Source organism: Pseudomonas sp. 22490 (assembly GCF_052044465.1).
GTDB classification, from domain to species: domain Bacteria; phylum Pseudomonadota; class Gammaproteobacteria; order Pseudomonadales; family Pseudomonadaceae; genus Pseudomonas; species Pseudomonas aeruginosa.
On record NZ_JBQENS010000001.1, the window covers coordinates 367,615 to 390,234 of the forward strand.

At 65.0% G+C, this 22,620-nt stretch carries 21 protein-coding genes; 15 read left to right on the forward strand and 6 right to left on the reverse strand.

What is annotated here, in order from left to right:
* Positions 1 to 55: 55 nt before the first annotated feature.
* Together lldD and ACTJJX_RS01620 are read right to left on the reverse strand one after the other, a co-directional pair.
* The gene (gene lldD / locus ACTJJX_RS01615; protein ID WP_003100494.1) at positions 56 to 1,201 is read right to left on the reverse strand and encodes an FMN-dependent L-lactate dehydrogenase LldD; all 1,146 of its coding nucleotides are present in this window, start codon (positions 1,199 to 1,201) and stop codon (positions 56 to 58) included.
* 126 nt (positions 1,202 to 1,327) lie between these two features.
* Positions 1,328 to 3,010: a lactate permease LctP family transporter gene (locus ACTJJX_RS01620; RefSeq protein WP_003100495.1), complete on the reverse strand. Its 1,683-nt coding sequence runs from the start codon at positions 3,008 to 3,010 to the stop codon at positions 1,328 to 1,330.
* 328 nt (positions 3,011 to 3,338) lie between these two features.
* Between ACTJJX_RS01620 and ACTJJX_RS01625 the strand changes: the two genes are divergently transcribed.
* On the forward strand, positions 3,339 to 4,112 hold the full coding sequence (locus ACTJJX_RS01625) for an FCD domain-containing protein (protein WP_003095221.1): 774 nt from the start codon (positions 3,339 to 3,341) through the stop codon (positions 4,110 to 4,112).
* 22 nt (positions 4,113 to 4,134) lie between these two features.
* Here the strand turns inward: ACTJJX_RS01625 and smpB are convergent, their stop codons facing one another.
* Positions 4,135 to 4,614 carry an SsrA-binding protein SmpB gene (smpB, locus tag ACTJJX_RS01630; RefSeq protein WP_003100496.1) on the reverse strand — a complete coding sequence of 160 codons (480 nt, stop codon included), beginning with the start codon at positions 4,612 to 4,614 and terminating at the stop codon, positions 4,135 to 4,137.
* A 275-nt stretch (positions 4,615 to 4,889) separates the two neighbouring features.
* Between smpB and ACTJJX_RS01635 the strand changes: the two genes are divergently transcribed.
* A complete protein-coding gene (locus tag ACTJJX_RS01635) occupies positions 4,890 to 5,324 on the forward strand; it encodes a type II toxin-antitoxin system RatA family toxin (protein ID WP_003100497.1) in 435 nt (144 codons plus the stop codon).
* Positions 5,317 to 5,622, forward strand: a complete 306-nt coding sequence (locus ACTJJX_RS01640; protein WP_003457175.1) for an RnfH family protein — start codon at positions 5,317 to 5,319, stop codon at positions 5,620 to 5,622. The genes ACTJJX_RS01635 and ACTJJX_RS01640 overlap by 8 nt, the downstream gene beginning before the upstream one ends.
* Before the next feature lie 67 nt (positions 5,623 to 5,689).
* Here the strand turns inward: ACTJJX_RS01640 and ACTJJX_RS01645 are convergent, their stop codons facing one another.
* Positions 5,690 to 6,220: an outer membrane protein assembly factor BamE gene (locus ACTJJX_RS01645; protein ID WP_003113904.1), complete on the reverse strand. Its 531-nt coding sequence runs from the start codon at positions 6,218 to 6,220 to the stop codon at positions 5,690 to 5,692.
* Positions 6,221 to 6,317: 97 nt separating this feature from the next.
* On the opposite strand from ACTJJX_RS01645, the gene fur reads away from it, so the two are divergent.
* Positions 6,318 to 6,722 carry a ferric iron uptake transcriptional regulator gene (gene fur, locus ACTJJX_RS01650; protein ID WP_003095216.1) on the forward strand — a complete coding sequence of 135 codons (405 nt, stop codon included), beginning with the start codon at positions 6,318 to 6,320 and terminating at the stop codon, positions 6,720 to 6,722.
* A gap of 69 nt (positions 6,723 to 6,791) precedes the next feature.
* On the opposite strand, the gene recN is transcribed toward fur, so the two are convergent.
* The gene (gene recN, locus ACTJJX_RS01655; protein WP_003100507.1) at positions 6,792 to 8,468 is read right to left on the reverse strand and encodes a DNA repair protein RecN; all 1,677 of its coding nucleotides are present in this window, start codon (positions 8,466 to 8,468) and stop codon (positions 6,792 to 6,794) included.
* 167 nt (positions 8,469 to 8,635) lie between these two features.
* Between recN and grpE the strand changes: the two genes are divergently transcribed.
* The 9 genes from grpE to ACTJJX_RS01700 all read left to right on the forward strand — a co-directional run bounded on the left by grpE (position 8,636) and on the right by ACTJJX_RS01700 (position 19,424).
* Positions 8,636 to 9,196 (forward strand): nucleotide exchange factor GrpE, encoded by a 561-nt coding sequence (grpE, locus tag ACTJJX_RS01660; protein ID WP_003095213.1) that lies wholly within the window; start codon positions 8,636 to 8,638, stop codon positions 9,194 to 9,196.
* A gap of 89 nt (positions 9,197 to 9,285) precedes the next feature.
* Positions 9,286 to 11,199 (forward strand): molecular chaperone DnaK, encoded by a 1,914-nt coding sequence (gene dnaK / locus ACTJJX_RS01665; protein WP_003095212.1) that lies wholly within the window; start codon positions 9,286 to 9,288, stop codon positions 11,197 to 11,199.
* Between the two features lie 115 nt (positions 11,200 to 11,314).
* Positions 11,315 to 12,448: a molecular chaperone DnaJ gene (dnaJ, locus tag ACTJJX_RS01670; RefSeq protein WP_003095211.1), complete on the forward strand. Its 1,134-nt coding sequence runs from the start codon at positions 11,315 to 11,317 to the stop codon at positions 12,446 to 12,448.
* A 56-nt stretch (positions 12,449 to 12,504) separates the two neighbouring features.
* Positions 12,505 to 13,311, forward strand: a complete 807-nt coding sequence (dapB, locus tag ACTJJX_RS01675) for a 4-hydroxy-tetrahydrodipicolinate reductase (protein WP_003095210.1) — start codon at positions 12,505 to 12,507, stop codon at positions 13,309 to 13,311.
* Positions 13,312 to 13,493: 182 nt separating this feature from the next.
* Positions 13,494 to 14,630, forward strand: coding sequence for a glutamine-hydrolyzing carbamoyl-phosphate synthase small subunit (carA, locus tag ACTJJX_RS01680; protein ID WP_003095209.1), 1,137 nt, complete (start codon positions 13,494 to 13,496; stop codon positions 14,628 to 14,630).
* Positions 14,631 to 14,641: 11 nt separating this feature from the next.
* Complete coding sequence (leuE, locus tag ACTJJX_RS01685) at positions 14,642 to 15,292, forward strand: leucine efflux protein LeuE (protein WP_003095208.1); 651 nt, start codon at positions 14,642 to 14,644, stop codon at positions 15,290 to 15,292.
* A 19-nt stretch (positions 15,293 to 15,311) separates the two neighbouring features.
* Positions 15,312 to 18,533 (forward strand): carbamoyl-phosphate synthase large subunit, encoded by a 3,222-nt coding sequence (carB, locus tag ACTJJX_RS01690; RefSeq protein WP_003095207.1) that lies wholly within the window; start codon positions 15,312 to 15,314, stop codon positions 18,531 to 18,533.
* Positions 18,530 to 19,006 (forward strand): transcription elongation factor GreA, encoded by a 477-nt coding sequence (gene greA / locus ACTJJX_RS01695; protein ID WP_003095206.1) that lies wholly within the window; start codon positions 18,530 to 18,532, stop codon positions 19,004 to 19,006. Before carB ends, greA begins: the two co-directional genes overlap by 4 nt.
* A 10-nt stretch (positions 19,007 to 19,016) precedes the next feature.
* The gene (locus tag ACTJJX_RS01700) at positions 19,017 to 19,424 is read left to right on the forward strand and encodes a DUF4149 domain-containing protein (protein WP_003100510.1); all 408 of its coding nucleotides are present in this window, start codon (positions 19,017 to 19,019) and stop codon (positions 19,422 to 19,424) included.
* Positions 19,425 to 19,464: 40 nt separating this feature from the next.
* Here the strand turns inward: ACTJJX_RS01700 and yhbY are convergent, their stop codons facing one another.
* Positions 19,465 to 19,779, reverse strand: coding sequence for a ribosome assembly RNA-binding protein YhbY (yhbY, locus tag ACTJJX_RS01705; RefSeq protein ID WP_003095204.1), 315 nt, complete (start codon positions 19,777 to 19,779; stop codon positions 19,465 to 19,467).
* A gap of 94 nt (positions 19,780 to 19,873) precedes the next feature.
* Between yhbY and rlmE the strand changes: the two genes are divergently transcribed.
* Both rlmE and ftsH read left to right on the forward strand, forming a co-directional pair.
* Positions 19,874 to 20,497: a 23S rRNA (uridine(2552)-2'-O)-methyltransferase RlmE gene (rlmE, locus tag ACTJJX_RS01710; protein WP_003095202.1), complete on the forward strand. Its 624-nt coding sequence runs from the start codon at positions 19,874 to 19,876 to the stop codon at positions 20,495 to 20,497.
* 198 nt (positions 20,498 to 20,695) lie between these two features.
* Complete coding sequence (gene ftsH, locus ACTJJX_RS01715; RefSeq protein WP_003095200.1) at positions 20,696 to 22,615, forward strand: ATP-dependent zinc metalloprotease FtsH; 1,920 nt, start codon at positions 20,696 to 20,698, stop codon at positions 22,613 to 22,615.
* Positions 22,616 to 22,620: the final 5 nt, after the last annotated feature.

Consider the following 22,620-nt stretch of genomic DNA (forward strand, 5'->3'; position numbering starts at 1 on the left):
GGCCCTGGGACGACGGTCACGCCCCGGGCGTTTTCAGGCTTTTCTGGTGGGCGTCTCAGGCGCCCAGTTCGCGGACCAGCGAGTCGGCGCTGATCTCGCCGATCGACTTGGCCCCGGTGAGGACCATGGCCACGCGCATTTCCTTTTCGATCAGTTCGAGCAGGTTGCGCACCCCGGCCTCGCCGGCGGCGGCCAGGGCGTAGACGAAGGCGCGGCCGAGCAGCACGCTGTCGGCGCCGAGGGCGATCATCCGCACCACGTCGAGACCGGTGCGGATGCCGGAGTCGGCAAGGATCGCCAGTTCGCCCTTCACCGCATCGGCTATCGCCGGCAGCGCGCGGGCGCTGGACAGCACGCCGTCGAGCTGGCGGCCGCCGTGGTTGGAGACGACGATGCCGTCGGCGCCGAACTTCACCGCATCCCTGGCATCCTCGGGGTCGAGGATGCCCTTGATCACCATCGGGCCGTCCCAGAACTCGCGGATCCACTCCAGGTCCTTCCAGGAAATCGACGGGTCGAAGTTGGCGCCCAGCCAGCCGATGTAGTCCTCCAGTCCGGTCGGGTTGCCGCGGTAGGCGGAAATGTTGCCGAGGTCGTGGGGCTTGCCCAGCAGGCCGACGTCCCAGGCCCAGGCCGGGTGGGTCATGGCTTGCAGGATGCGGCGCGGCGCGGCGTAGGGGCCGCTCATGCCGGAATGGGCGTCGCGGTAGCGGGCGCCGGGGACCGGCATGTCGACGGTGAACACCAGGGTGGTGACGCCGGCGGCCTTGGCCCGCTCCAGGGCGTTGCGCATGAAGCCGCGGTCCTTCAGCACGTAGAGCTGGAACCACATCGGCCGGTCGATGGCCGGGGCGACCTCCTCGATCGGGCACACCGATACCGTCGACAGGGTGAAGGGCACGCCCTTCGCCGCCGCCGCGCGCGCCGCCTGGACCTCGCCGCGGCGGGCGTACATGCCGGTGAGACCGACCGGGGCGAGCGCCACCGGCATCGCCAGGGTCTCGTCGAACAGGCGGGTTTCCAGGCTCAGCTCGGACATGTTCTTCAGCACCCGCTGACGCAGGGCGATGGCCGACAGGTCTTCGACGTTGCGACGCAAGGTGTATTCGGCGTAGGCGCCGCCGTCGATGTAGTGGAAGAGGAACGGCGGCAGCTTGCGTTGGGCGGCGGCGCGGTAGTCGGTGGAAGCGGAAATGATCATTGGGCTCTTCCGTTGTGTCGAAAGGTTTCGCATCGAGCGCAGTGGAGCGGGACACGGCGGAAATGGCCGAGGGAGCCGGGCCATTTCCTGCGCAGTATCGCCGACGCGCGGCCGATCAGGGCGCGGTCAGTGCACCAGCATGCCGGTGAATAGGTATGCCTGGGCCAGGGTGATCAGTCCGACCAGCGCGGCGAAGATCAGGCTGTGCTTCAGGGTGAAGCGGAACAGGTCGGATTCCTTGCCGACCATCCCGGTCGCGGCGCAGGCCACGGCGATGGATTGCGGGGAGATCATCTTGCCGGTCACGCCGCCGCTGGTATTGGCGGCCACCAGCAGGGTGTCGCTGACTCCGATCTGGTGCGCGGTGGTCGACTGCAGGGAGCTGAACAGGGCGTTGGAGGATGTATCCGAACCGGTCAGGAATACCCCCAGCCAGCCGAGGAACGGCGAGAAGAACGGGAACGCCGCGCCGGTACCGGCCAGGACCAGGGCCAGGGTGGTGGACATGCCCGAGTAGTTGGTGACGAAGGCGAAGGCCAGGACCATGCCGATGGACAGGATCGGCCACTTCAGCTCCACCAAGACTTCCTTGAAAGTGGTAATACCAATTTTCGCTCCGATGCGCAGGATGAACATCGATACCAGCGCCGAGAGGAAGATCGCCGTGCCGGTGGCGGAGATCGGGTCGAACTTGAATACCGCGGCGATCGGCGTGGCGCTGGTGGCGATCGGCGCGCCCTTGACCACCAGTTGGTCGAGGTGCGGGATGGCGAAGTTGAACACCAGCCAGTAGAGCTCGCCGCCCGGGGCGAACAGGGCCTTGAAAGGTTTCAGGGTCCAGATGGTCACCAGTACGGTGAGCACCAGGAACGGCGACCAGGCCTTGAGGATCTCGCCGAAGCTGTAGGCGGACGGTTCGACGCTGCGTTGCCCGCCGTAGCCGCCACCGGCCACGGCCGCGCCGCCGCTGGCGGCGAGCGCTTCGCTGGCGCCCTGCGGCTGCCAGACCTTGAGGAACAGGGTCAGGGAGACCAGGCTGACCAGCGCCGAGGTGATGTCCGGCAACTCCGGGCCGATGAAGTTGGACGTCAGGTACTGAGTGATGGCGAAGCTGCCGCCGGCGACGATGGCGGCCGGCCAGGTTTCGCGGATGCCGCGCCAGCCGTCCATCATGAACACCAGCCAGAACGGTACCAGGATCGACAGGAACGGCAGTTGGCGGCCGGTCATGGCGCCGATCTTGAAGGCGTCGATGCCGGTCACCTGGCCGGCGACGATGATCGGGATGCCCAGTGCGCCGAAGGCCACCGGCGCAGTGTTGGCGATCAGGCACAGGCCGGCGGCGTAGAGCGGATTGAAGCCGAGGCCGACGAGCAGGGCGGCGGTGATCGCCACCGGCGCGCCGAAACCGGCGGCGCCTTCGAGGAAGGCCCCGAAGGAGAAGCCGATCAGCAGTACCTGCAGGCGCTGGTCGCCGGTAATCGACAGCACCGAGCTGCGGATCACCTCGAACTGGCCGCTCTTCACCGTCAGTTTGTAGAGGAAGACCGCGGCGACGATGATCCAGGCGATCGGCCAGAGACCGTAGAGGAAGCCGTAGCCGGCGGCGGCGAAGGCCATGTCGGCGGGCATGTGGAAGGCGAAGATGGCCACCGCGATGGCCAGCGCCAGGGTGATGCTGCCGGCGATGTGGCCCTTGAGGCGGAATACCGCCAGGGCGAGGAAGAAGAACACGATCGGGATGACGGCCGCGGCGGCCGACAGGCCGAGACTGCCCAGGGGGGTATAGAGTTGTTGCCAGGCTTGCATGGGGGTTGGCTCCCTAATTGTTGTTGGGTTTGCCTGTGACCAGATCGGACACGCGCCAAGACCTGTGTGTGCAAGGGCGCTGGGCAGCCGAACCTGGCAAAGCTCGCATAATTGGTAAGACCAATTTACAAAAGCGAGCGCTCAGGTTAAGAGTCGAGCGTTCGGCGTGTCAATTTGCCCGTCTACGACTTTTGTCTAAGGATGCTCGTGCGGGGCTCGTGGCGCCTCGCTTGTGGTGCGGGGAGCGGCTCGGTACGCTTCCTCTCTTTTTCGCGCTGGGCGCATGGCAGAGGCTTTGCGACGAAACTTCGGGTAAGGGTGTCGGGATATGGAATTTGGTCAGGTCAGGCAGCGCCGTCTGTCGGATGACATCGTTGCGCAACTGGAGGCGATGATCCTGGAGGGCACGCTGAAGTCCGGCGAGCGGCTGCCCGCCGAGCGCGTGCTTGCCGAGCAGTTCGGGGTTTCCCGGCCGTCGCTGCGCGAGGCGATCCAGAAACTGGTGGCGAAGGGGCTGCTGGTCAGCCGCCAGGGTGGCGGCAACTATGTGACCGAATCGCTGGGCGCGACTTTCAGCGATCCGCTGCTGCACCTGCTGGAGGGTAACCCGGAGGCCCAGCGCGACCTGCTGGAGTTTCGCCACACGCTGGAAGGGTCCTGTGCCTACTACGCGGCGCTGCGTGCGACCTCCCTCGATCACCAGCGCCTGACCGAGGCCTTCGAGGCGCTCCAGGCCTGCTATGCGCGCAACGACCAGGTCAGCGCGGAAGAGGGCGCCGCCGACGCGCGCTTCCACCTGGCGATCGCCGAGGCCAGCCACAACACCGTGCTGCTGCACACCATCAAGGGCCTGTTCGACTTGCTGCGGCGCAACGTGGTGACCAATATCGGCGGGATGTACGCGCAGCGCACGGAAACCCGCGCGCAACTGATGGAGCAGCACCAGCGCCTATACGACGCGATCATCAGCGGTCAGGCGGAGCTGGCCCGGGAGGTGTCCAACCAGCACATCCACTATGTGCAGGAGGTCCTGGCGGAGGTCCAGGAAGAGGCGCGCAGGATGAAGCGCTCGCAGCGCCGGCGCAGCGTGCAGGAAGACTAGCGAGGCGCGGGCAGGGACGCGCTCAGTCGTCCTTGCCGTGGCGCATGGCGCGCTGGATCTCCCGATCGGAGTCGCGCTCCTTCTCGGTGTGGCGCTTGTCGAAGTCCTTCTTGCCCTTGGCCAGGGCGATCTCGCACTTGACCAGGTGCTTCTTCCAGTACATCGACAGGGCGACGCAGGCGTAGCCCTTCTGTTGCACGGCGCCGAACAGCTTGCCCAGTTCGCGCTTGTGCAGCAGCAGCTTGCGCGTGCGCACCGGGTCGGCGATCACGTGCGTGCTGGCGGTGGTCAGGGGCGTGATGTGGCTGCCGAGCAGCCAGGCCTCGCCATCCTTGAGCAGCACGTAGCTGTCGACCAGCTGGGCCTTGCCGGCGCGCAGGCTTTTCACTTCCCAGCCCGCCAGGGCGACGCCCGCCTCGAAGCGTTGTTCGATGAAATAGTCGTGCAGAGCCTTCTTGTTCTGCGCGATGGTCCCCGAAGGGTGTTTCTTCTGCTTAGCCATAGGCGGCGCATTATAGGGAGTCGCCGGCTTCACCGCTATGGGGCGGCGTCGCGCTTGAGGGATAGAGGCGAATTTCGGACAATGCCCACTCTTTTCCTGGCCGCTGGCCAAGGTTTTGTAAGAAAAGTCTTCAAGTGGCGTCAGGCTGCGCTGAGCGTTTTTTCTGCCGAACCCTGGCCCCGGTCGACGGGCGCAGCGCGCCGCCGTGGCGGATGCCGCCGTCCCGCCGGCTATGCTTGGGGAGTCGCCCGCTCGACAGCAGAAGTGAGAGTTCTATGAGCACCCATATCCAGCGTTCGGCGCTGTTGCCTTATCCCGCCCGCGCGCTGTTCGATCTGGTGAACGACGTGAAGCGCTATCCGGAGTTCCTGCCCTGGTGTTCGGCCAGCCAGGTCCTGGAGGAGAGCGAAAGCCTGATGCGCGCCGAGCTGACCGTGGCCAAGGGTAGCCTCAGCCAGCGCTTCACCACCCGCAACGTGTTGGTGCCGGGAGCTTCCATCGAGATGAACCTGGAAAACGGACCGTTCACCGAACTGCATGGCGTCTGGCAGTTCAAGGCGCTGGGCGAGAAGGCCTGCAAGATCACCCTCGACCTGACCTTCGATTACGCCGGGCCGCTGGTCAAGGCGACCCTCGGGCCGCTGTTCACCCAGGCCGCCAACACCATGGTCGACGCGTTCTGCCAGCGCGCCAAGCAACTCTATGGCTGAGATCGCCGTCGAGGTGGTCTACGCGCTGCCGGAGCGACAGGCGTTACTGCGCCTGAGCGTGCCGGCAGGTACCAGCGCACGCGAGGCCGTGCTGCTCTCCGGCATCGCCGAGGCGTTTCCAGGGCTGGATGTGCAAGGTTGTCCGCTGGGTATCTTCGGCAAGCTCCTGGCACGCCCGGAGGAGCGGATGCTGGAGGCTGGCGAGCGGGTGGAGATCTACCGTCCGCTGATCGCCGATCCCAAGGAGGTGCGCAAGCAGCGTGCCGCACGTGCCCGGAGCGAGCGCGAAGGCGGTTAGCCGCGGGGTTTCCTGCGGAAATGAAAAAGCCCGGCGAATGCCGGGCTTTTTCGTGGAACGCCAGCCGTCATTGCGGGCTGGGGTCCAGAGGTTCGGGGGTCGGGACCGGTACCGGCTGGGCTTCGTCCACTTCGCGCTGGAGCTGTTCCAGGGTGGAGCCCGGTTTCGGCGGCTCTTCTTTCTGCGCTTCCGGTTTCTGCTGGTCGGCCGGCTGGGTGACGGTGGTGCTGCCTTCCTTGCCGAGGATCGCTTCGTCGCGGCTGACGCCGGGCATGAAGTCGCCGTTCAGGCCGGCCAGCTGGTCGCTGTCGTTGAAGAACAGGCTGACGCGCTCCTGCTGGCGACGACCGCCGCCCGGCTGGATGCTGTAGAGGTAGTCCCAACGATTGGCGTGGAAGGTATCGACGATGAGCGGGTTGCCCATGATAAACCGCACTTGGCGTCGGGTCATTCCGGGACGCAACTGGTCTATCATGTCCTGCGTTACGACGTTGCCTTGCTGGATGTCGATTTTATAGACGCCAGGAAACGAGCAACCGGCGAGTGCGGCAAGCCCCGCGAAAGCGAGACAGGTCAGCATGAGCTTGGCGTTTTGCATCGGTGAGCGACTTCCACTATCTTGGCTGGGCAAATAAAAGCCCGATCATACCCGTATTCCGGGATACTGCGAAACATCCCGCGCTGAGAAAGCAGACATGGTTGAAAATAGCGAACTTCGAAAAGCCGGCCTTAAAGTGACCCTGCCGCGGGTCAAGATCCTGCAGATGCTCGACTCGGCCGAGCAACGCCACATGAGCGCCGAAGACGTGTACAAGGCGCTGATGGAAGCAGGCGAGGACGTGGGCCTGGCAACCGTCTATCGGGTGCTGACCCAGTTCGAGGCCGCCGGCCTGGTGGTGCGTCACAACTTCGATGGCGGCCATGCCGTGTTCGAGCTCGCCGATAGCGGCCACCACGACCACATGGTCTGCGTCGATACCGGCGAGGTGATCGAGTTCATGGATGCGGAAATCGAGAAGCGCCAGAAGGAAATCGTCCGCGAGCGCGGCTTCGAGCTGGTCGATCACAATCTGGTGCTCTACGTGCGCAAGAAGAAGTAGTCGCGCAACGGTTCCATGCGAAAACGGCGACCCTGGGGTCGCCGTTTTCATTTTCCATTGAAGGAACGTTCAGTTCTGGGCGGCCAGGTTGACCAGTTTCTTCGCGTGGGCCAGGGATTCCTTGGTCAGGTCGACGCCGCCGAGCATGCGGGCGATCTCCTCGATCCGCTGGGCCTTGTTCAGGGTGGCGACCGCCGTACGGGTTTCGCTGCTGCCGCGTTCCTTGTGCACGAACAGGTGCTGGTGGCCCTGGGCGGCGACCTGCGGCAAGTGGGTCACGGTGAGGACCTGGCCGCGTTCGCCGAGGCGGCGCAGCAACTGTCCGACCACTTCGGCGGTGGGGCCGCCGATGCCGACGTCGACTTCGTCGAAGACCAGGGTGGGGATGCGCGAGGTCTGTGCCGTGATCACCTGGATCGCCAGGCTGATCCGCGACAGTTCGCCGCCCGAGGCGACCTTGGCCAGCCCTTTCAGCGGCTGCCCGGGGTTGGCGCTGACCAGGAACTCCACGCTTTCCAGTCCGTTGGCCTGCGGCTCGGCGCTGTCGCCGGGATGCAGGACGATGGCGAAGCGCCCCCCGGGCATGCCCAGGCGCTGCATCTCCTGCTCCACGCTGGCGGCAAGAGGTGCGGCCGCGGCCTGGCGCAGGCGGCTCAGTTCTTCGGCTTTTTCCTGGTAATGCCGGGCGTAGGCGGCCAGCTCGTCGCCCAGGCGTCCGACCGCTTCGTCGTCGGCGTTCAGCGCCTCCAGTTCGTCGAACAGGCGCTGCTGCAGGTCGGCCAGTTCGGCGGGCTGGACCCGGTGCTTGCGCGCCAGGGAGTAAATGACGTCCAGGCGCTCCTCGACCTGCTGCTGGCGATTGGGATCGGCATCGAAGTGGTCGACGAAGCGGTTCAGTTCGCCGATCGCCTCCTCGACCTGGATCTGCGCGCTGGACAACAGATTGACCGCTTCGCCGAGAGCGGCGGGCTGGCCGCTGAACGAGGTCAGGCGGTTGAGGCTGGCATTGAGCGCGGAAAGGACGTTGCCGGCATCGCTCTCGCTGCACATTTCCACGACTTGGCGGCAGGCGGCGAGCAGGCTTTCGGCGTTGCTCAGGGTCTTCTGCTCCTGCTCCAGGCTTTCCAGTTCGTTTTCGCCGAGGGACAGGTTTTCCAGTTCTTCCAGCTGGTAGCTGAGCAACTGGTGGCGGGCGCGCTGTTCGTCGCCGCTACGCGACAGGCGTTCGAGTTCCTGGCTGGTCTGCTTCCAGCGTTGCGCGGCGAGCTGCACCTGGCGCGCCAGCTCCTGGCAGCCGGCGTACTCGTCGAGCAGGCGCCGGTGGGTCTCGCTCTTCAGCAGCGACTGGTGCTCGTGCTGGCTATGGATGTCGATCAGCAGTTCGCCCAGGCTCTTCAGGTCGCCCAGCGGGCAAGGCGTGCCGTTGATGTAGGCACGCGAGCGACCTTCGGCAGTGATCACCCGGCGCAGGATGCACGGACCGTCCTGTTCCAGGTCGCGCTCGGCGAGCCAGTCGCGGGCCTCGGCGATGGCGCTGACGTCGAAGCTGGCGAGAATGTCGGCCTTGTCCGCTCCGGGACGGACCGCGCCGCTGTCGGCGCGGTCGCCGAGGGTAAGGCCGAGGGCGTCGAGCATGATCGACTTGCCCGCACCGGTTTCGCCGGTGATCACGCTCATGCCGGTAGCGAGTTCGAGATCCAGGTGCTCGACGATGGCGTAGTTGTGAACGGACAGGTGAACCAGCATGGCGGGCGGCTCCGTGGGTTTTGTCTGGTTATTTATACAGTATTTTTTCCGGCTGGCAATTGCCGCTCGCCCCTTGAACCGTGGAAAGCCGTCCCCATATAGCCGGCAACGTTGCGAACTTATGCGTTCGCCTTGTATTTGCCAGCTTATTTTTGAAGGAGAGTGGCATGGCTGACGAACAGCAGACCCTGGATCAACAGACCCCCGAGCAGCCCACCGGCGCCGCCGAGGACCTGACCGCCCGCGTGCAGGAGCTGGAGGAGCAGCTGGCTGCCGCCCAGGACCAGGCGCTGCGCATGGTCGCGGATCTGCAGAACGTACGCCGGCGTGCGGAGCAGGATGTCGAGAAGGCGCACAAGTTCGCGCTGGAGAAATTCGCCGGCGACCTGCTGGCGGTGGTCGACACCCTCGAGCGCGGCCTGGAGATGTCCGATCCCAACGACGAGGCGATCAAGCCGATGCGCGAAGGGATGGAACTGACCCTGAAGATGTTCGACGACACCCTGCGCCGCTACCAGGTGGAGGCGCTGAACCCGGAAGGCGAGCCTTTCAACCCCGAGCAGCACCAGGCGATGGCCATGCAGGAAAGCGCTTCGGCCGAGCCGGGCAGTGTCCTCAAGGTGTTCCAGAAAGGCTACCTGCTCAACGGCCGCCTGCTGCGTCCGGCGATGGTGGTGGTCAGCAAGGCGCCGGCGGAAACCCCGCCTTCCATCGACGAGCAGGCTTGAAATTCGACGCGACGACCCCATCTGGGTAGTCAACCGAGCACGAGACCCACGGGCGGGTCGCACGGAATCAAAGTTTCTGGAGAGTGAATATGGGCAAAATCATTGGCATCGACCTGGGTACCACCAACTCCTGCGTGGCTATCCTGGAGAACGGTAACGTCAAGGTCATCGAGAACGCCGAGGGCGCGCGTACCACCCCCTCGATCATCGCCTACACCAACGATGGCGAAACCCTGGTGGGCCAGCCGGCCAAGCGCCAGGCGGTCACCAACCCGCAGAACACCCTGTATGCGGTGAAGCGCCTGATCGGCCGTCGCTTCGAAGAGAACGTGGTTCAGAAAGACATCCAGATGGTGCCGTACAGCATCGTCAAGGCCGACAACGGCGACGCCTGGGTGGAAGTGAAGGGCCAGAAGATGGCGCCTCCGCAGATTTCCGCCGAAGTGCTGAAGAAAATGAAGAAGACCGCCGAAGACTACCTCGGCGAGCCGGTCACCGAAGCGGTGATCACCGTTCCGGCCTACTTCAACGACAGCCAGCGCCAGGCCACCAAGGACGCCGGCCGCATCGCCGGCCTCGACGTCAAGCGGATCATCAACGAGCCGACCGCGGCGGCGCTGGCCTATGGCCTGGACAAGGCCAAGGGCGACCACACCGTGATCGTCTATGACCTGGGCGGCGGTACCTTCGACGTGTCGGTGATCGAGATCGCCGAAGTCGACGGCGAGCACCAGTTCGAAGTGCTGGCCACCAACGGCGACACCTTCCTCGGCGGCGAAGACTTCGACATCCGCCTGATCGACTACCTCGTCGACGAGTTCAAGAAGGAAAGCGGCATCAACCTGAAGGGCGACCCGCTGGCCATGCAGCGTCTGAAGGAAGCGGCCGAGAAAGCCAAGATCGAGCTGTCCTCGACCCAGCAGACCGACGTCAACCTGCCGTATGTGACTGCCGACGCGAGCGGTCCGAAGCACCTGAACGTCAAGGTTTCCCGCGCCAAGCTGGAGTCCCTGGTCGAAGACCTGGTGCAGCGCACCATCGAGCCGTGCCGCACCGCGCTGAAGGATGCCGGCCTGGATGTTTCCGATATCCATGAAGTGATCCTGGTCGGCGGCCAGACCCGCATGCCGCTGGTACAGAAGACCGTTGCCGAGTTCTTCGGCAAGGAAGCGCGCAAGGACGTCAACCCGGACGAAGCCGTGGCTGTCGGTGCCGCCATCCAGGGCGCGGTCCTGGCCGGCGACGTGAAGGACGTGCTGCTGCTCGACGTGACCCCGCTGACCCTCGGCATCGAGACCCTGGGCGGTGTGATGACCGGTCTGATCGAGAAGAACACCACCATCCCGACCAAGAAGTCGCAGGTGTTCTCCACCGCCGACGACAACCAGGGCGCGGTGACCATCCACGTGCTGCAGGGCGAGCGCAAGCAGGCCGCGCAGAACAAGTCGCTGGGCAAGTTCGACCTGGCCGACATTCCGCCGGCTCCGCGCGGCGTGCCGCAGATCGAGGTGACCTTCGATATCGATGCCAACGGCATCCTGCACGTCTCGGCGAAGGACAAGGCCACCGGCAAGCAGCAGTCCATCGTGATCAAGGCATCCTCCGGCCTGTCCGAGGATGAGATCCAGCAGATGGTCCGCGATGCCGAGGCGAACGCCGAGGAGGACCGCAAGTTCGAGGAACTGGCTGCCGCTCGCAACCAGGGCGACGCGCTGGTCCACGCGACCCGCAAGATGATCACCGAGGCGGGCGACAAGGCCACCGCCGAGGACAAGGCGACCATCGAGAAGGCGCTGGGCGAGCTGGAAGCGGCGGTGAAGGGCGACGACAAGGCCGAGATCGAGGCCAAGATGAACGCTCTGTCCCAGGCTTCCACCCCGCTGGCGCAGAAGATGTACGCCGAACAGGCCCAGCAGGGCGAAGACGCTCCCCAGGGCGAGCAGGCGAAAGCCGCTGACGACGTGGTGGACGCCGAGTTCGAAGAGGTCAAGGACAACAAGTAAGCCCCGGCTTGCTTCTGCCCCGCGTGCCGGCCAGGCCGGTACGCATGATCCGCCACGCGGGAGCCTGCTCCCGCGTTGGCGTGTCTGGAGGGTCCTTAATTGAGACGGAAAGGTTATGGCGAAACGAGACTTTTACGAGGTTCTGGGGGTTGAGCGTGGCGCCAGCGAGGCGGACCTGAAGAAGGCCTACCGCCGCCTGGCGATGAAATACCACCCGGACCGCAATCCTGGCGACAAGGAAGCCGAGGACAAGTTCAAGGAGGCCAACGAGGCCTACGAGGTCCTCTCCGATGCCAGCAAGCGGGCGGCCTACGACCAGTACGGCCATGCCGGCGTCGATCCGAATATGGGTGGGGGCGCTGGCGCCGGTTTCGGCGGGGCGAGCTTCTCCGACATCTTCGGCGATGTGTTCAGCGATTTCTTCGGTGGCGGCGGTGCCCGCGGTGGCTCGCGCGGCGGCGCGCAGCGCGGCGCGGACCTGCGCTACACCCTGGACCTCGACCTGGAGGAGGCGGTACGTGGCACCACCGTCACCATCCGCGTGCCGACCCTGGTCGGTTGCAAGACCTGCAACGGCAGCGGCGCCAAGCCCGGCACCACACCGGTCACCTGCACCACTTGCGGCGGTATCGGCCAGGTGCGCATGCAGCAGGGCTTCTTCTCGGTCCAGCAGACCTGCCCGCGCTGCCACGGCACCGGCAAGATGATTTCCGATCCCTGTGGCTCCTGCCATGGCCAGGGGCGCGTGGAAGAGCAGAAGACCCTGTCGGTGAAGGTGCCGGCCGGCGTCGACACCGGCGACCGCATCCGCCTCACCGGCGAAGGCGAGGCCGGCAGCATGGGTGGTCCGGCGGGCGACCTGTACGTGGTGGTCAATGTGCGCGAGCACCCGATCTTCCAGCGCGACGGCAAGCATCTGTACTGCGAAGTGCCGATCAGTTTCGCCGACGCTGCGTTGGGTGGCGAGCTGGAAGTGCCGACCCTGGATGGCCGGGTCAAGCTGAAGATTCCGGAAAGCACCCAGACCGGCAAGCTGTTCCGCCTGCGCGGCAAGGGCGTGGCCCCGGTGCGCGGCGGCGGCGCCGGCGACCTGATGTGCAAGGTGGTGGTGGAAACCCCGGTGAACCTGGACAAGCGCCAGCGCGAGCTGCTCGAGGAGTTCCGCAAGTCGTTGCAGAGCGACACCTCGCATTCGCCCAAGGCCAGTGGCTGGTTCGAAGGCATGAAGCGTTTCTTCGACGACCTATAAACAAAGCCATGGGCGCGGCCTGACAGCCGCGTCCGGGTTCCGCGTGGAGTGGTTTTATGCGACGTATAGCCGTAGTGGGCGCCGCCGGGCGCATGGGCAAGAACCTGATCGAGGCCGTTCAGCAGACCGGCGGTGCCGCCGGGCTGACGGCGGCGGTGGATCGTCCGGATAGCACCCTGGTGGGGGCGGACGCCGGCGAGCTGGCCGGTCTCGGCCGGATCGGCGTGCCGCTGTCCGGGGACCTGGGCAAGGTCTGCGAGGAGTTCGACGTCCTGATCGATTTCACCCATCCCTCCGTAACCCTGAAGAACATCGAGCAGTGCCGCAAGGCGCGCCGGGCGATGGTCATCGGCACCACCGGCTTCAGCGCCGACGAGAAGCTGCTGCTGGCCGAGGCGGCGAAGGATATCCCGATCGTCTTCGCTGCCAACTTCAGCGTCGGCGTGAACCTTTGCCTGAAGCTTCTGGATACCGCGGCACGGGTGCTGGGCGACGAAGTGGATATCGAGATCATCGAGGCCCATCACCGGCACAAGGTCGATGCACCGTCCGGCACCGCCTTGCGCATGGGCGAGGTGGTAGCCCAGGCGCTCGGCCGGGACCTCCAGGAAGTGGCGGTCTACGGACGCGAGGGGCAGACCGGCGCGCGGGCGCGGGAAACCATCGGCTTCGCCACCGTGCGCGCCGGCGACGTAGTGGGCGACCACACCGTGCTGTTCGCCGCCGAGGGCGAGCGCGTGGAGATCACCCACAAGGCTTCCAGCCGCATGACCTTCGCCCGTGGCGCGGTGCGTGCGGCGCTGTGGCTGGAGGGCAAGGAGAACGGCCTGTACGACATGCAGGATGTGCTCGGCCTACGCTGAGGCGCTGCCGCACGTCGTCTTATTGGTGGACCGGAATGTCGCGATTCTGTAAACTACAGCTTTAGTGTGTCCACTAAAAGCAGCGCAGCATGAATCGAAAAAAAGCGGGATGACTCTTCACGGTGTCATCCCGCTTTTTTACACCTGCGCGACCAGTCAGGCTTGATTTACGGGAGGTCTTCTTGACTAAGCCAGCCATACTTGCACTTGCCGACGGCAGCATTTTTCGCGGTGAAGCCATCGGTGCCGACGGTCAGACCGTTGGCGAGGTGGTGTTCAACACCGCCATGACCGGCTACCAGGAAATCCTTACCGATCCTTCCTACGCCCAGCAGATCGTCACCCTGACCTACCCGCACATCGGCAATACCGGTACCACCCCGGAAGACGCCGAGGCCAACCGTGTCTGGGCCGCCGGCCTGATCATCCGCGACCTGCCGCTGATCGCCAGCAACTGGCGCAGCAAGCAGTCGCTGCCTGACTACCTGAAAGCCAACGGCACCGTCGCCATCGCCGGCATCGATACCCGTCGCCTGACCCGTATCCTCCGCGAGAAGGGTTCGCAGAACGGCTGCATCCTGGCTGGTGCCGACGCTACCGAGGAACGCGCGCTGGAGCTGGCTCGCGCCTTCCCCGGCCTGAAGGGCATGGACCTGGCCAAGGAGGTCACCACCGCCGAGCGCTACGAGTGGCGCTCCAGCGTCTGGAACCTGGAAAGCGACAGTCACCCGGAGATCCCGGCCGGTGAACTGCCGTATCACGTGGTGGCCTACGACTACGGCGTCAAGCTGAACATCCTGCGCATGCTGGTGGCGCGCGGCTGCCGCCTGACCGTGGTGCCGGCGCAGACGCCGGCCAGCGAAGTGCTGGCGCTGAACCCGGACGGCATCTTCCTTTCCAACGGCCCCGGCGACCCCGAACCGTGCGACTACGCGATCCAGGCGATCCGCGAATTCCTCGATACCGAGATCCCGGTGTTCGGCATCTGCCTCGGCCATCAGTTGCTGGCCCTGGCCTCTGGCGCCAAGACCCTGAAGATGGGCCACGGCCACCACGGCGCCAACCACCCGGTGCAGGACCTGGACAGCGGCGTGGTGATGATCACCAGCCAGAACCACGGTTTCGCGGTCGACGAGAGCACCCTGCCGGACAACCTGCGAGCCACTCACAAGTCGCTGTTCGACGGTACCCTGCAGGGTATCGAGCGCACCGACAAGGTCGCTTTCAGCTTCCAGGGCCACCCCGAGGCGAGCCCCGGTCCGCATGACGTCGCCCCGCTGTTCGACCGCTTCATCTCGGCGATGGCCGAGCGTCGCTGAGGAGCAGAGCCATGCCGACCCTGGGGATAACCGATTTCTGGACCTACGTGCTGGGTGTGGTTTTCGTGATCCTGTTGCCCGGACCGAACTCGTTGTTCGTCCTCGCGACTTCGGCCCAGCGTGGCGTGGCGACCGGCTACCGGGCCGCCTGCGGCGTGTTCCTCGGCGACGCGGTGCTGATGCTGCTGTCGGCCCTTGGCGTGGCGTCCCTGCTGAAGGCCGAGCCGATGCTGTTCATCGGCCTGAAGTACCTCGGTGCGGCCTACCTGTTCTATCTCGGCGTCGGCATGCTGCGGGGCGCCTGGCGCAAGCTGCGCAATCCCGAAGCGACGGCGGCGCAGGCCGAACAGGTGGATGTCCACCAGCCGTTCCGCAAGGCGCTGCTGCTCAGCCTGTCGAATCCCAAGGCGATCCTGTTCTTCATCTCCTTCTTCATCCAGTTCGTCGATCCCGGCTATGCCTATCCGGGCCTGTCGTTCCTGGTGCTGGCGGTGATCCTGGAACTGGTCAGCGCCCTTTACCTGAGCTTCCTGATTTTCACCGGTGTGCGGCTGGCGGCCTGGTTCCGCCGGCGGCAACGGTTGGCTGCCGGCGCCACTTCGGGCGTCGGCGCCCTGTTCGTCGGCTTTGGTGTGAAGCTGGCCACCGCAACCCTGTCCTGATTATTGCAACGAGAGTCCCATGCCAAAACGTACAGACATAAAGAGCATCCTGATCCTCGGTGCCGGCCCCATCGTGATTGGCCAGGCCTGCGAATTCGACTACTCCGGCGCCCAGGCCTGCAAGGCCCTGCGCGAGGAGGGCTACCGCGTCATCCTGGTGAACTCCAACCCCGCGACCATCATGACCGACCCGGCGATGGCCGACGCGACCTACATCGAGCCGATCAAGTGGGCCACCGTGGCCAAGATCATCGAGAAGGAACGCCCCGACGCGCTGCTGCCGACCATGGGCGGCCAGACTGCGCTGAACTGCGCCCTGGACCTGGAGCGCCACGGCGTGCTGGAGAAGTTCGGCGTGGAGATGATCGGCGCCAATGCCGATACCATCGACAAGGCCGAGGACCGCTCGCGCTTCGACAAGGCGATGAAGGATATCGGCCTGGCCTGTCCGCGCTCGGGCATCGCCCACAGCATGGAGGAGGCCTACGGCGTGCTCGAGCAGGTCGGCTTCCCCTGCATCATCCGTCCGTCCTTCACCATGGGCGGCACCGGCGGCGGTATCGCCTACAACCGTGAAGAGTTCGAAGAGATCTGCGCCCGTGGCCTCGACCTGTCGCCGACCAACGAGCTGCTGATCGACGAGTCGCTGATCGGCTGGAAGGAATACGAGATGGAGGTGGTCCGCGACAAGAAGGACAACTGCATCATCGTCTGCTCCATCGAGAACTTCGACCCGATGGGCGTGCACACCGGTGACTCGATCACCGTGGCACCGGCGCAGACCCTGACCGACAAGGAATACCAGATCATGCGCAACGCCTCGCTGGCGGTATTGCGCGAGATCGGCGTGGAAACCGGCGGTTCCAACGTGCAGTTCGGCATCTGCCCGAACACCGGGCGCATGGTGGTGATCGAGATGAACCCGCGGGTTTCCCGCTCCTCGGCCCTGGCCTCCAAGGCCACCGGTTTCCCGATCGCCAAGATCGCCGCCAAGCTGGCGGTCGGCTACACCCTCGACGAACTGCAGAACGACATCACCGGCGGTCGCACCCCGGCGTCGTTCGAGCCGGCCATCGACTACGTGGTGACCAAGATCCCGCGCTTCGCCTTCGAGAAATTCCCGAAAGCCGATGCCCGCCTGACCACCCAGATGAAGTCGGTCGGCGAAGTCATGGCCATCGGCCGGACCTTCCAGGAGTCGGTGCAGAAAGCCTTGCGCGGCCTGGAAGTCGGCGCCACCGGCTTCGATCCGAAGCTCGACCTGAACGACCCGGAGGCCGACAGCATCCTCAAGCGCGAGCTGACCGTGCCCAGCGCCGAGCGTGTCTGGTACGTCGCCGACGCCTTCCGCGCCGGCAAGAGCGTCGAGGAAGTGTTCGAGCTGACCCGCATCGACGAATGGTTCCTGGTGCAGATCGAGGACCTGGTCAAGGACGAGGAGAAGGTCAAGACCCTCGGCCTGTCCTCCATCGATCGCGAGCTGATGTACAAGCTCAAGCGCAAGGGCTTCTCCGACGCGCGCCTGGCCAAGCTGCTCGGCGTCACCGAGAAGAACCTGCGCAGCCATCGCCACAAGCTGAAGGTACTGCCGGTCTACAAGCGCGTCGATACCTGCGCCGCCGAGTTCGCCACCGACACCGCCTACATGTATTCGACCTACGAGGAAGAGTGCGAGGCCAACCCGTCGAGCCGCGAGAAGATCATGATCCTCGGCGGCGGTCCGAACCGCATCGGCCAGGGCATCGAGTTCGACTACTGCTGCGTGCACGCGGCGTTGGCGATGCGCGAAGACGGCTACGAGACCATCATGGTCAACTGCAACCCGGAAACCGTCTCCACCGACTATGACACCTCCGACCGCCTGTACTTCGAGCCGGTGACCCTCGAGGACGTCCTTGAGATCGTCCGCGTCGAGCAGCCCAAGGGCGTGATCGTCCAGTACGGCGGCCAGACCCCGCTGAAGCTCTGCCGCGCCCTCGAAGAGGCCGGCGTGCCGATCATCGGCACCAGTCCGGACGCCATCGACCGTGCCGAAGACCGCGAGCGCTTCCAGCAGATGGTCCAGCGCCTGAACCTGCGCCAGCCGGCCAACGCCACCGCGCGCAGCGAAGACGAGGCCCTGGCCGCGTCCAAGGCCATCGGATATCCGCTGGTGGTACGCCCGTCCTACGTGCTGGGCGGGCGGGCGATGGAAATCGTCTACCAGGAAGAAGAACTCAAGCGCTACATGCGCGAGGCGGTGCAGGTTTCCAACGACAGCCCGGTGCTGCTCGACCACTTCCTCAACTGCGCCATCGAAGTCGACATCGACGCGGTATGCGACGGCGAGATCGTGGTGATCGGCGCGATCATGCAGCACATCGAGCAGGCTGGCGTTCACTCCGGCGACTCCGCCTGTTCGCTGCCGCCGTACTCGCTGCCGCAGCACATCCAGGACGAGATCCGCGAGCAGGTCAAGAAAATGGCCCTGGAGCTTGGCGTGGTCGGCCTGATGAACGTGCAGATGGCGGTGCAGGGCGAGGATATCTTCGTCATCGAGGTCAATCCGCGCGCCTCGCGTACCGTGCCGTTCGTCTCCAAGTGCGTCGGCGAGTCGCTGGCCAAGGTCGCCGCCCGCGTCATGGCCGGCAAGACCCTGGCCGAGGTCGGCTTCACCCAGGAAATCATCCCGCCGTTCTTCAGCGTCAAGGAAGCGGTGTTCCCGTTCGCCAAGTTCCCCGGCGTCGATCCGATCCTCGGCCCGGAAATGAAGTCCACTGGTGAAGTGATGGGCGTCGGTGATAGCTTTGCCGAAGCCTTTGCCAAGGCTCAGTTGGGGGCCAGCGAGATCCTCCCGACCGCCGGTTGCGCCTTCATCAGCGTCCGCGAAGACGACAAGCCGTTCGCCGCCCAGGTGGCTGGCGACCTGGTCGCGCTGGGCTTCGAAGTGGTAGCCACCGCCGGTACCGCGCGTGTCATCGAGGCCGCGGGCCTGCCGGTGCGTCGCGTGAACAAGGTGACCGAAGGTCGCCCGCACGTGGTGGACATGATCAAGAACGACGAGGTCACCCTGATCATCAACACCACCGAGGGCCGGCAGTCCATCGCTGACTCCTACTCCATTCGTCGAAACGCCCTGCAGCACAAGATCTGCTGCACCACCACCATTGCGGGTGGGCAGGCGATCTGTGAGGCGCTCAAGTTCGGTCCCGAGAAGACCGTTCGGCGTCTGCAGGATCTCCACGCAGGAATCAAGGCATGAGCAAGTTCCCCATGACCGTCCAGGGCGCCCGCGCCCTGGAAGAAGAAGTGAAACACCTGAAGGGCGTGCTGCGCCCGCAGATCAGCCAGGCCATCGCCGAAGCGCGTGAACTGGGCGACCTCAAGGAAAACGCCGAGTACCATGCGGCGCGCGAACAGCAGGGCATGGTCGAGGCGCGTATCCGCGACATCGAGGCCAAGCTGTCCAACGCCCAGGTCATCGATGTCACCGCCATCCCGCACAGCGGCAAGGTGATCTTCGGCACCACCGTCGACATCGCCAATGTCGAGACCGACGAGACCGTGACCTACCAGATCGTCGGCGACGACGAGGCGGATATCAAGGGTGGCAAGATCTCGGTGAATTCGCCGATCGCCCGTGCGCTGATCGGCAAGACCGAAGGCGATGCCGTGCTGGTGAGAACCCCGGGCGGCGACGTCGAGTACGAGATCGTCGAGGTTCGCCATATCTAAGCGCGCCCCGTTGCGCGCAGGCGCGATCAGTTGGCTGCTGGCCCAGACGTTCTGGGTCGGCGGCCTCTGGTTGCTGCAGTTCGTGGTCCTGCCTGCGTTGGCCAAGACCGGACTGGCGCCGCTGCTGGTGGAAACCGTAGCCGCGGCGTTGACGCCGCTGCTGATCGGCTTCGCCGGATTCTGTGCGGTGCTGCAGGCGCTGGTGTTGGTGTCGAGCCACGGGCCGAGGAGCCTTTGGCGAGACCTTCGCGGTCAGCTGTTGCTCGCCGTCGCGCTGCTCTGCCTGGTGTACTTCCTGGTGCGTGGGCTGGCGCCCGAGGCGGTGCGCTGGCTGCTGTTCAACTACCTGGCGGTGGCGATGTGTGGCCTGCTGCTGGTGTTGCAGCCGGTACCGGGGCGGGACGAGGAATACGTCTGAACCAGGTCGGGAAGTTTCCCGACCTTGGTTGGATGGGACATCAGATGCCGGCGAAACGGCTGATGTTCGAGAGATTCTTGTTCGGCTTCGGGTTCTTCCGATAGACCAGCGCCATCTTGCCGATGCTTTGCACCAGGTCGCTGCGCGACTGCGCGCAGAGTTCGTCGAGCAGGGCGCGGCGATCGTCGCGCTCGGCCAGCGCCAGTTTCACCTTGATCAGTTCGTGATCGTTGAGTGCGCGCTCGAGTTCGGCGAGAACGCCTTCGGTCAAGCCGTTCTCGGCTACGATCAATACCGGTTTCAGGTGGTGACCGATAGATTTGAACTGTTTCTTCTGCTCTTGAGTGAGCGCCATAATCAGACCCCTGGGAAAAAGTCGTCTATTTTACCCCAGTTTTAGTCCAAGTGATGCTGCCCCCGCCGACCGGGGGTGCCCGAAGAGGTATTCCGTGGCCCGCTCCAAAACCAGCCAGCGTTGGCTGAAAGAACATTTCGACGATCCCTACGTGAAGATGGCCCAGCGCGATGGCTATCGCTCGCGCGCCAGCTACAAGCTGCTGGAGATCCAGGAGAAGGACCGCATCCTGCGTCCGGGCATGACCGTGGTCGACCTGGGCGCCGCGCCGGGCGGGTGGTCGCAGGTCACCAGCCGGGTGATCGGCGACCGCGGCCGGCTGATCGCTTCGGACATCCTCGAGATGGACAGCATCCCCGACGTCACCTTCATCCAGGGCGACTTCACCGAGGACGCGGTGTTCGCGCGGATCCTCGAGGCGATCGGCGACCATCCGGTAGACCTTGTGATTTCCGATATGGCCCCCAATATGAGTGGAGTGCGGGCCGCCGACCAGCCGCGCGCCATGTATCTCTGCGAACTGGCGCTGGACCTGGCCGGCCGTGTGCTGCGGCCGGGCGGCGATTTCCTGATCAAGATCTTCCAGGGCGAAGGTTTCGACCAGTACCACAAGCAGGCCCGGGAAATGTTCGACAAGGTACAGATGCGCAAGCCCCTGTCGTCGCGTGATCGTTCGCGGGAACAGTATCTGCTCGCACGCGGCTTTCGCGGGGAATAGACTGGAATGATTGACCCTATAGCCTGTCTATTGGTCGATGACCTGTTGTGCCGGGACGGGCGAGGGTTCATAAAGGGTTACAGACAACGCCTGCGTGCGCGGGCGCTTGTGTAGTACTTTTGGCCGGAAGGAGTCTGGCCGTCGTGTGAAGCGGTTTCCAGGACGGAGCCGGCTTCAGAGGGTAGTCAATTGAACGACATGGCAAAGAATCTGATTCTGTGGCTGATCATCGCGGCGGTACTGGTGACCGTGATGAACAATTTCTCGAGCCCGAGCGAGCCACAGACGCTGAACTACTCGGACTTCATCCAGCAGGTCAAGGATGGCAAGGTCGAGCGAGTGACCGTGGATGGCTATGTCATCACCGGCAAGCGTAGCGACGGCGATACCTTCAAGACCATCCGCCCGGCGATCCAGGACAACGGCCTGATCGGCGACCTGGTCAACAACAACGTCGTGGTCGAGGGCAAGCAGCCCGAACAGCAGAGCATCTGGACCCAGTTGCTGGTCGCCAGCTTCCCGATCCTGGTGATCATCGCCGTCTTCATGTTCTTCATGCGCCAGATGCAGGGTGGCGGCGGCGGTCGCGGCGGCCCGATGAGCTTCGGCAAGAGCAAGGCGCGCCTGCTGTCCGAGGACCAGGTCAAGACCACCTTCGCTGACGTCGCCGGCTGCGACGAGGCCAAGGAGGAGGTCAGCGAGCTGGTCGAGTTCCTTCGCGATCCGGGCAAGTTCCAGCGCCTGGGCGGCCGTATCCCGCGCGGCGTGCTGATGGTCGGCCCGCCCGGCACCGGCAAGACCCTGCTGGCCAAGGCCATCGCCGGCGAAGCCAAGGTGCCGTTCTTCACCATTTCCGGTTCCGACTTCGTCGAGATGTTCGTCGGCGTGGGCGCTTCCCGTGTCCGCGACATGTTCGACCAGGCCAAGAAGCATGCGCCGTGCATCATCTTCATCGACGAGATCGACGCCGTCGGCCGCCACCGCGGCGCCGGCCTGGGCGGTGGTCACGACGAGCGCGAGCAGACCCTCAACCAGTTGCTGGTGGAGATGGATGGCTTCGAGATGAACGATGGCATCATCGTCATCGCTGCCACCAACCGTCCGGACGTTCTGGACCCGGCGCTGCTGCGCCCGGGCCGCTTCGACCGCCAGGTGGTGGTCGGCTTGCCGGATATCCGCGGGCGCGAACAGATCCTCAAGGTGCACATGCGCAAGGTGCCGCTGGGCGACCATGTCGATCCTGCCGTCATCGCCCGCGGTACGCCCGGTTTCTCCGGCGCCGACCTGGCCAACCTGGTCAACGAGGCTTCGCTGTTCGCCGCGCGCTCCAACAAGCGCATCGTCGACATGCGCGAGTTCGAGCTGGCCAAGGACAAGATCATGATGGGCGCCGAGCGCAAGACCATGGTCATGTCCGAGAAGGAGAAGCGCAACACCGCCTACCACGAAGCCGGCCACGCCATCGTCGGTCGCCTGGTGCCGGAGCATGACCCGGTCTACAAGGTGTCCATCATTCCGCGCGGACGCGCCCTGGGCGTGACCATGTTCCTCCCCGAGGAAGATCGCTACAGCCTGTCCAAGCGCGCGCTGGAAAGCCAGATCTGCTCGCTGTTCGGCGGCCGTATCGCGGAAGAGATGACCCTCGGCTTCGAAGGCGTCACCACTGGCGCTTCCAACGACATCATGCGTGCTACCCAGTTGGCGCGGAACATGGTGACCAAGTGGGGTCTGTCCGAGAAGCTCGGCCCGCTGATGTACGCGGAGGAGGAGGGCGAGGTGTTCCTCGGCCGTAGCGCCGGCAGCCAGCACGCCAATGTGTCGGGCGAGACCGCCAAGATGATCGACCAGGAAGTCCGGCGCATCATCGACGACTGCTACGGTACCGCCAAGCGACTGCTCGACGAGAACCGCGACAAGCTGGAGATGATGGCCGACGCACTGATGAAGTACGAAACCATCGACTCCGACCAGATCGACGACATCATGGCCGGTCGCGTGCCGCGCGAGCCGCGTGACTGGCAGGGTGGTTCGGGTACCGGCACCCCGCCGGCCAACCTGGAAGAGTCGGGCCGCCGCGAGAACACCCCTCCCATCGGTGGGCCGGCCGGCGAGCACTGAGAGCC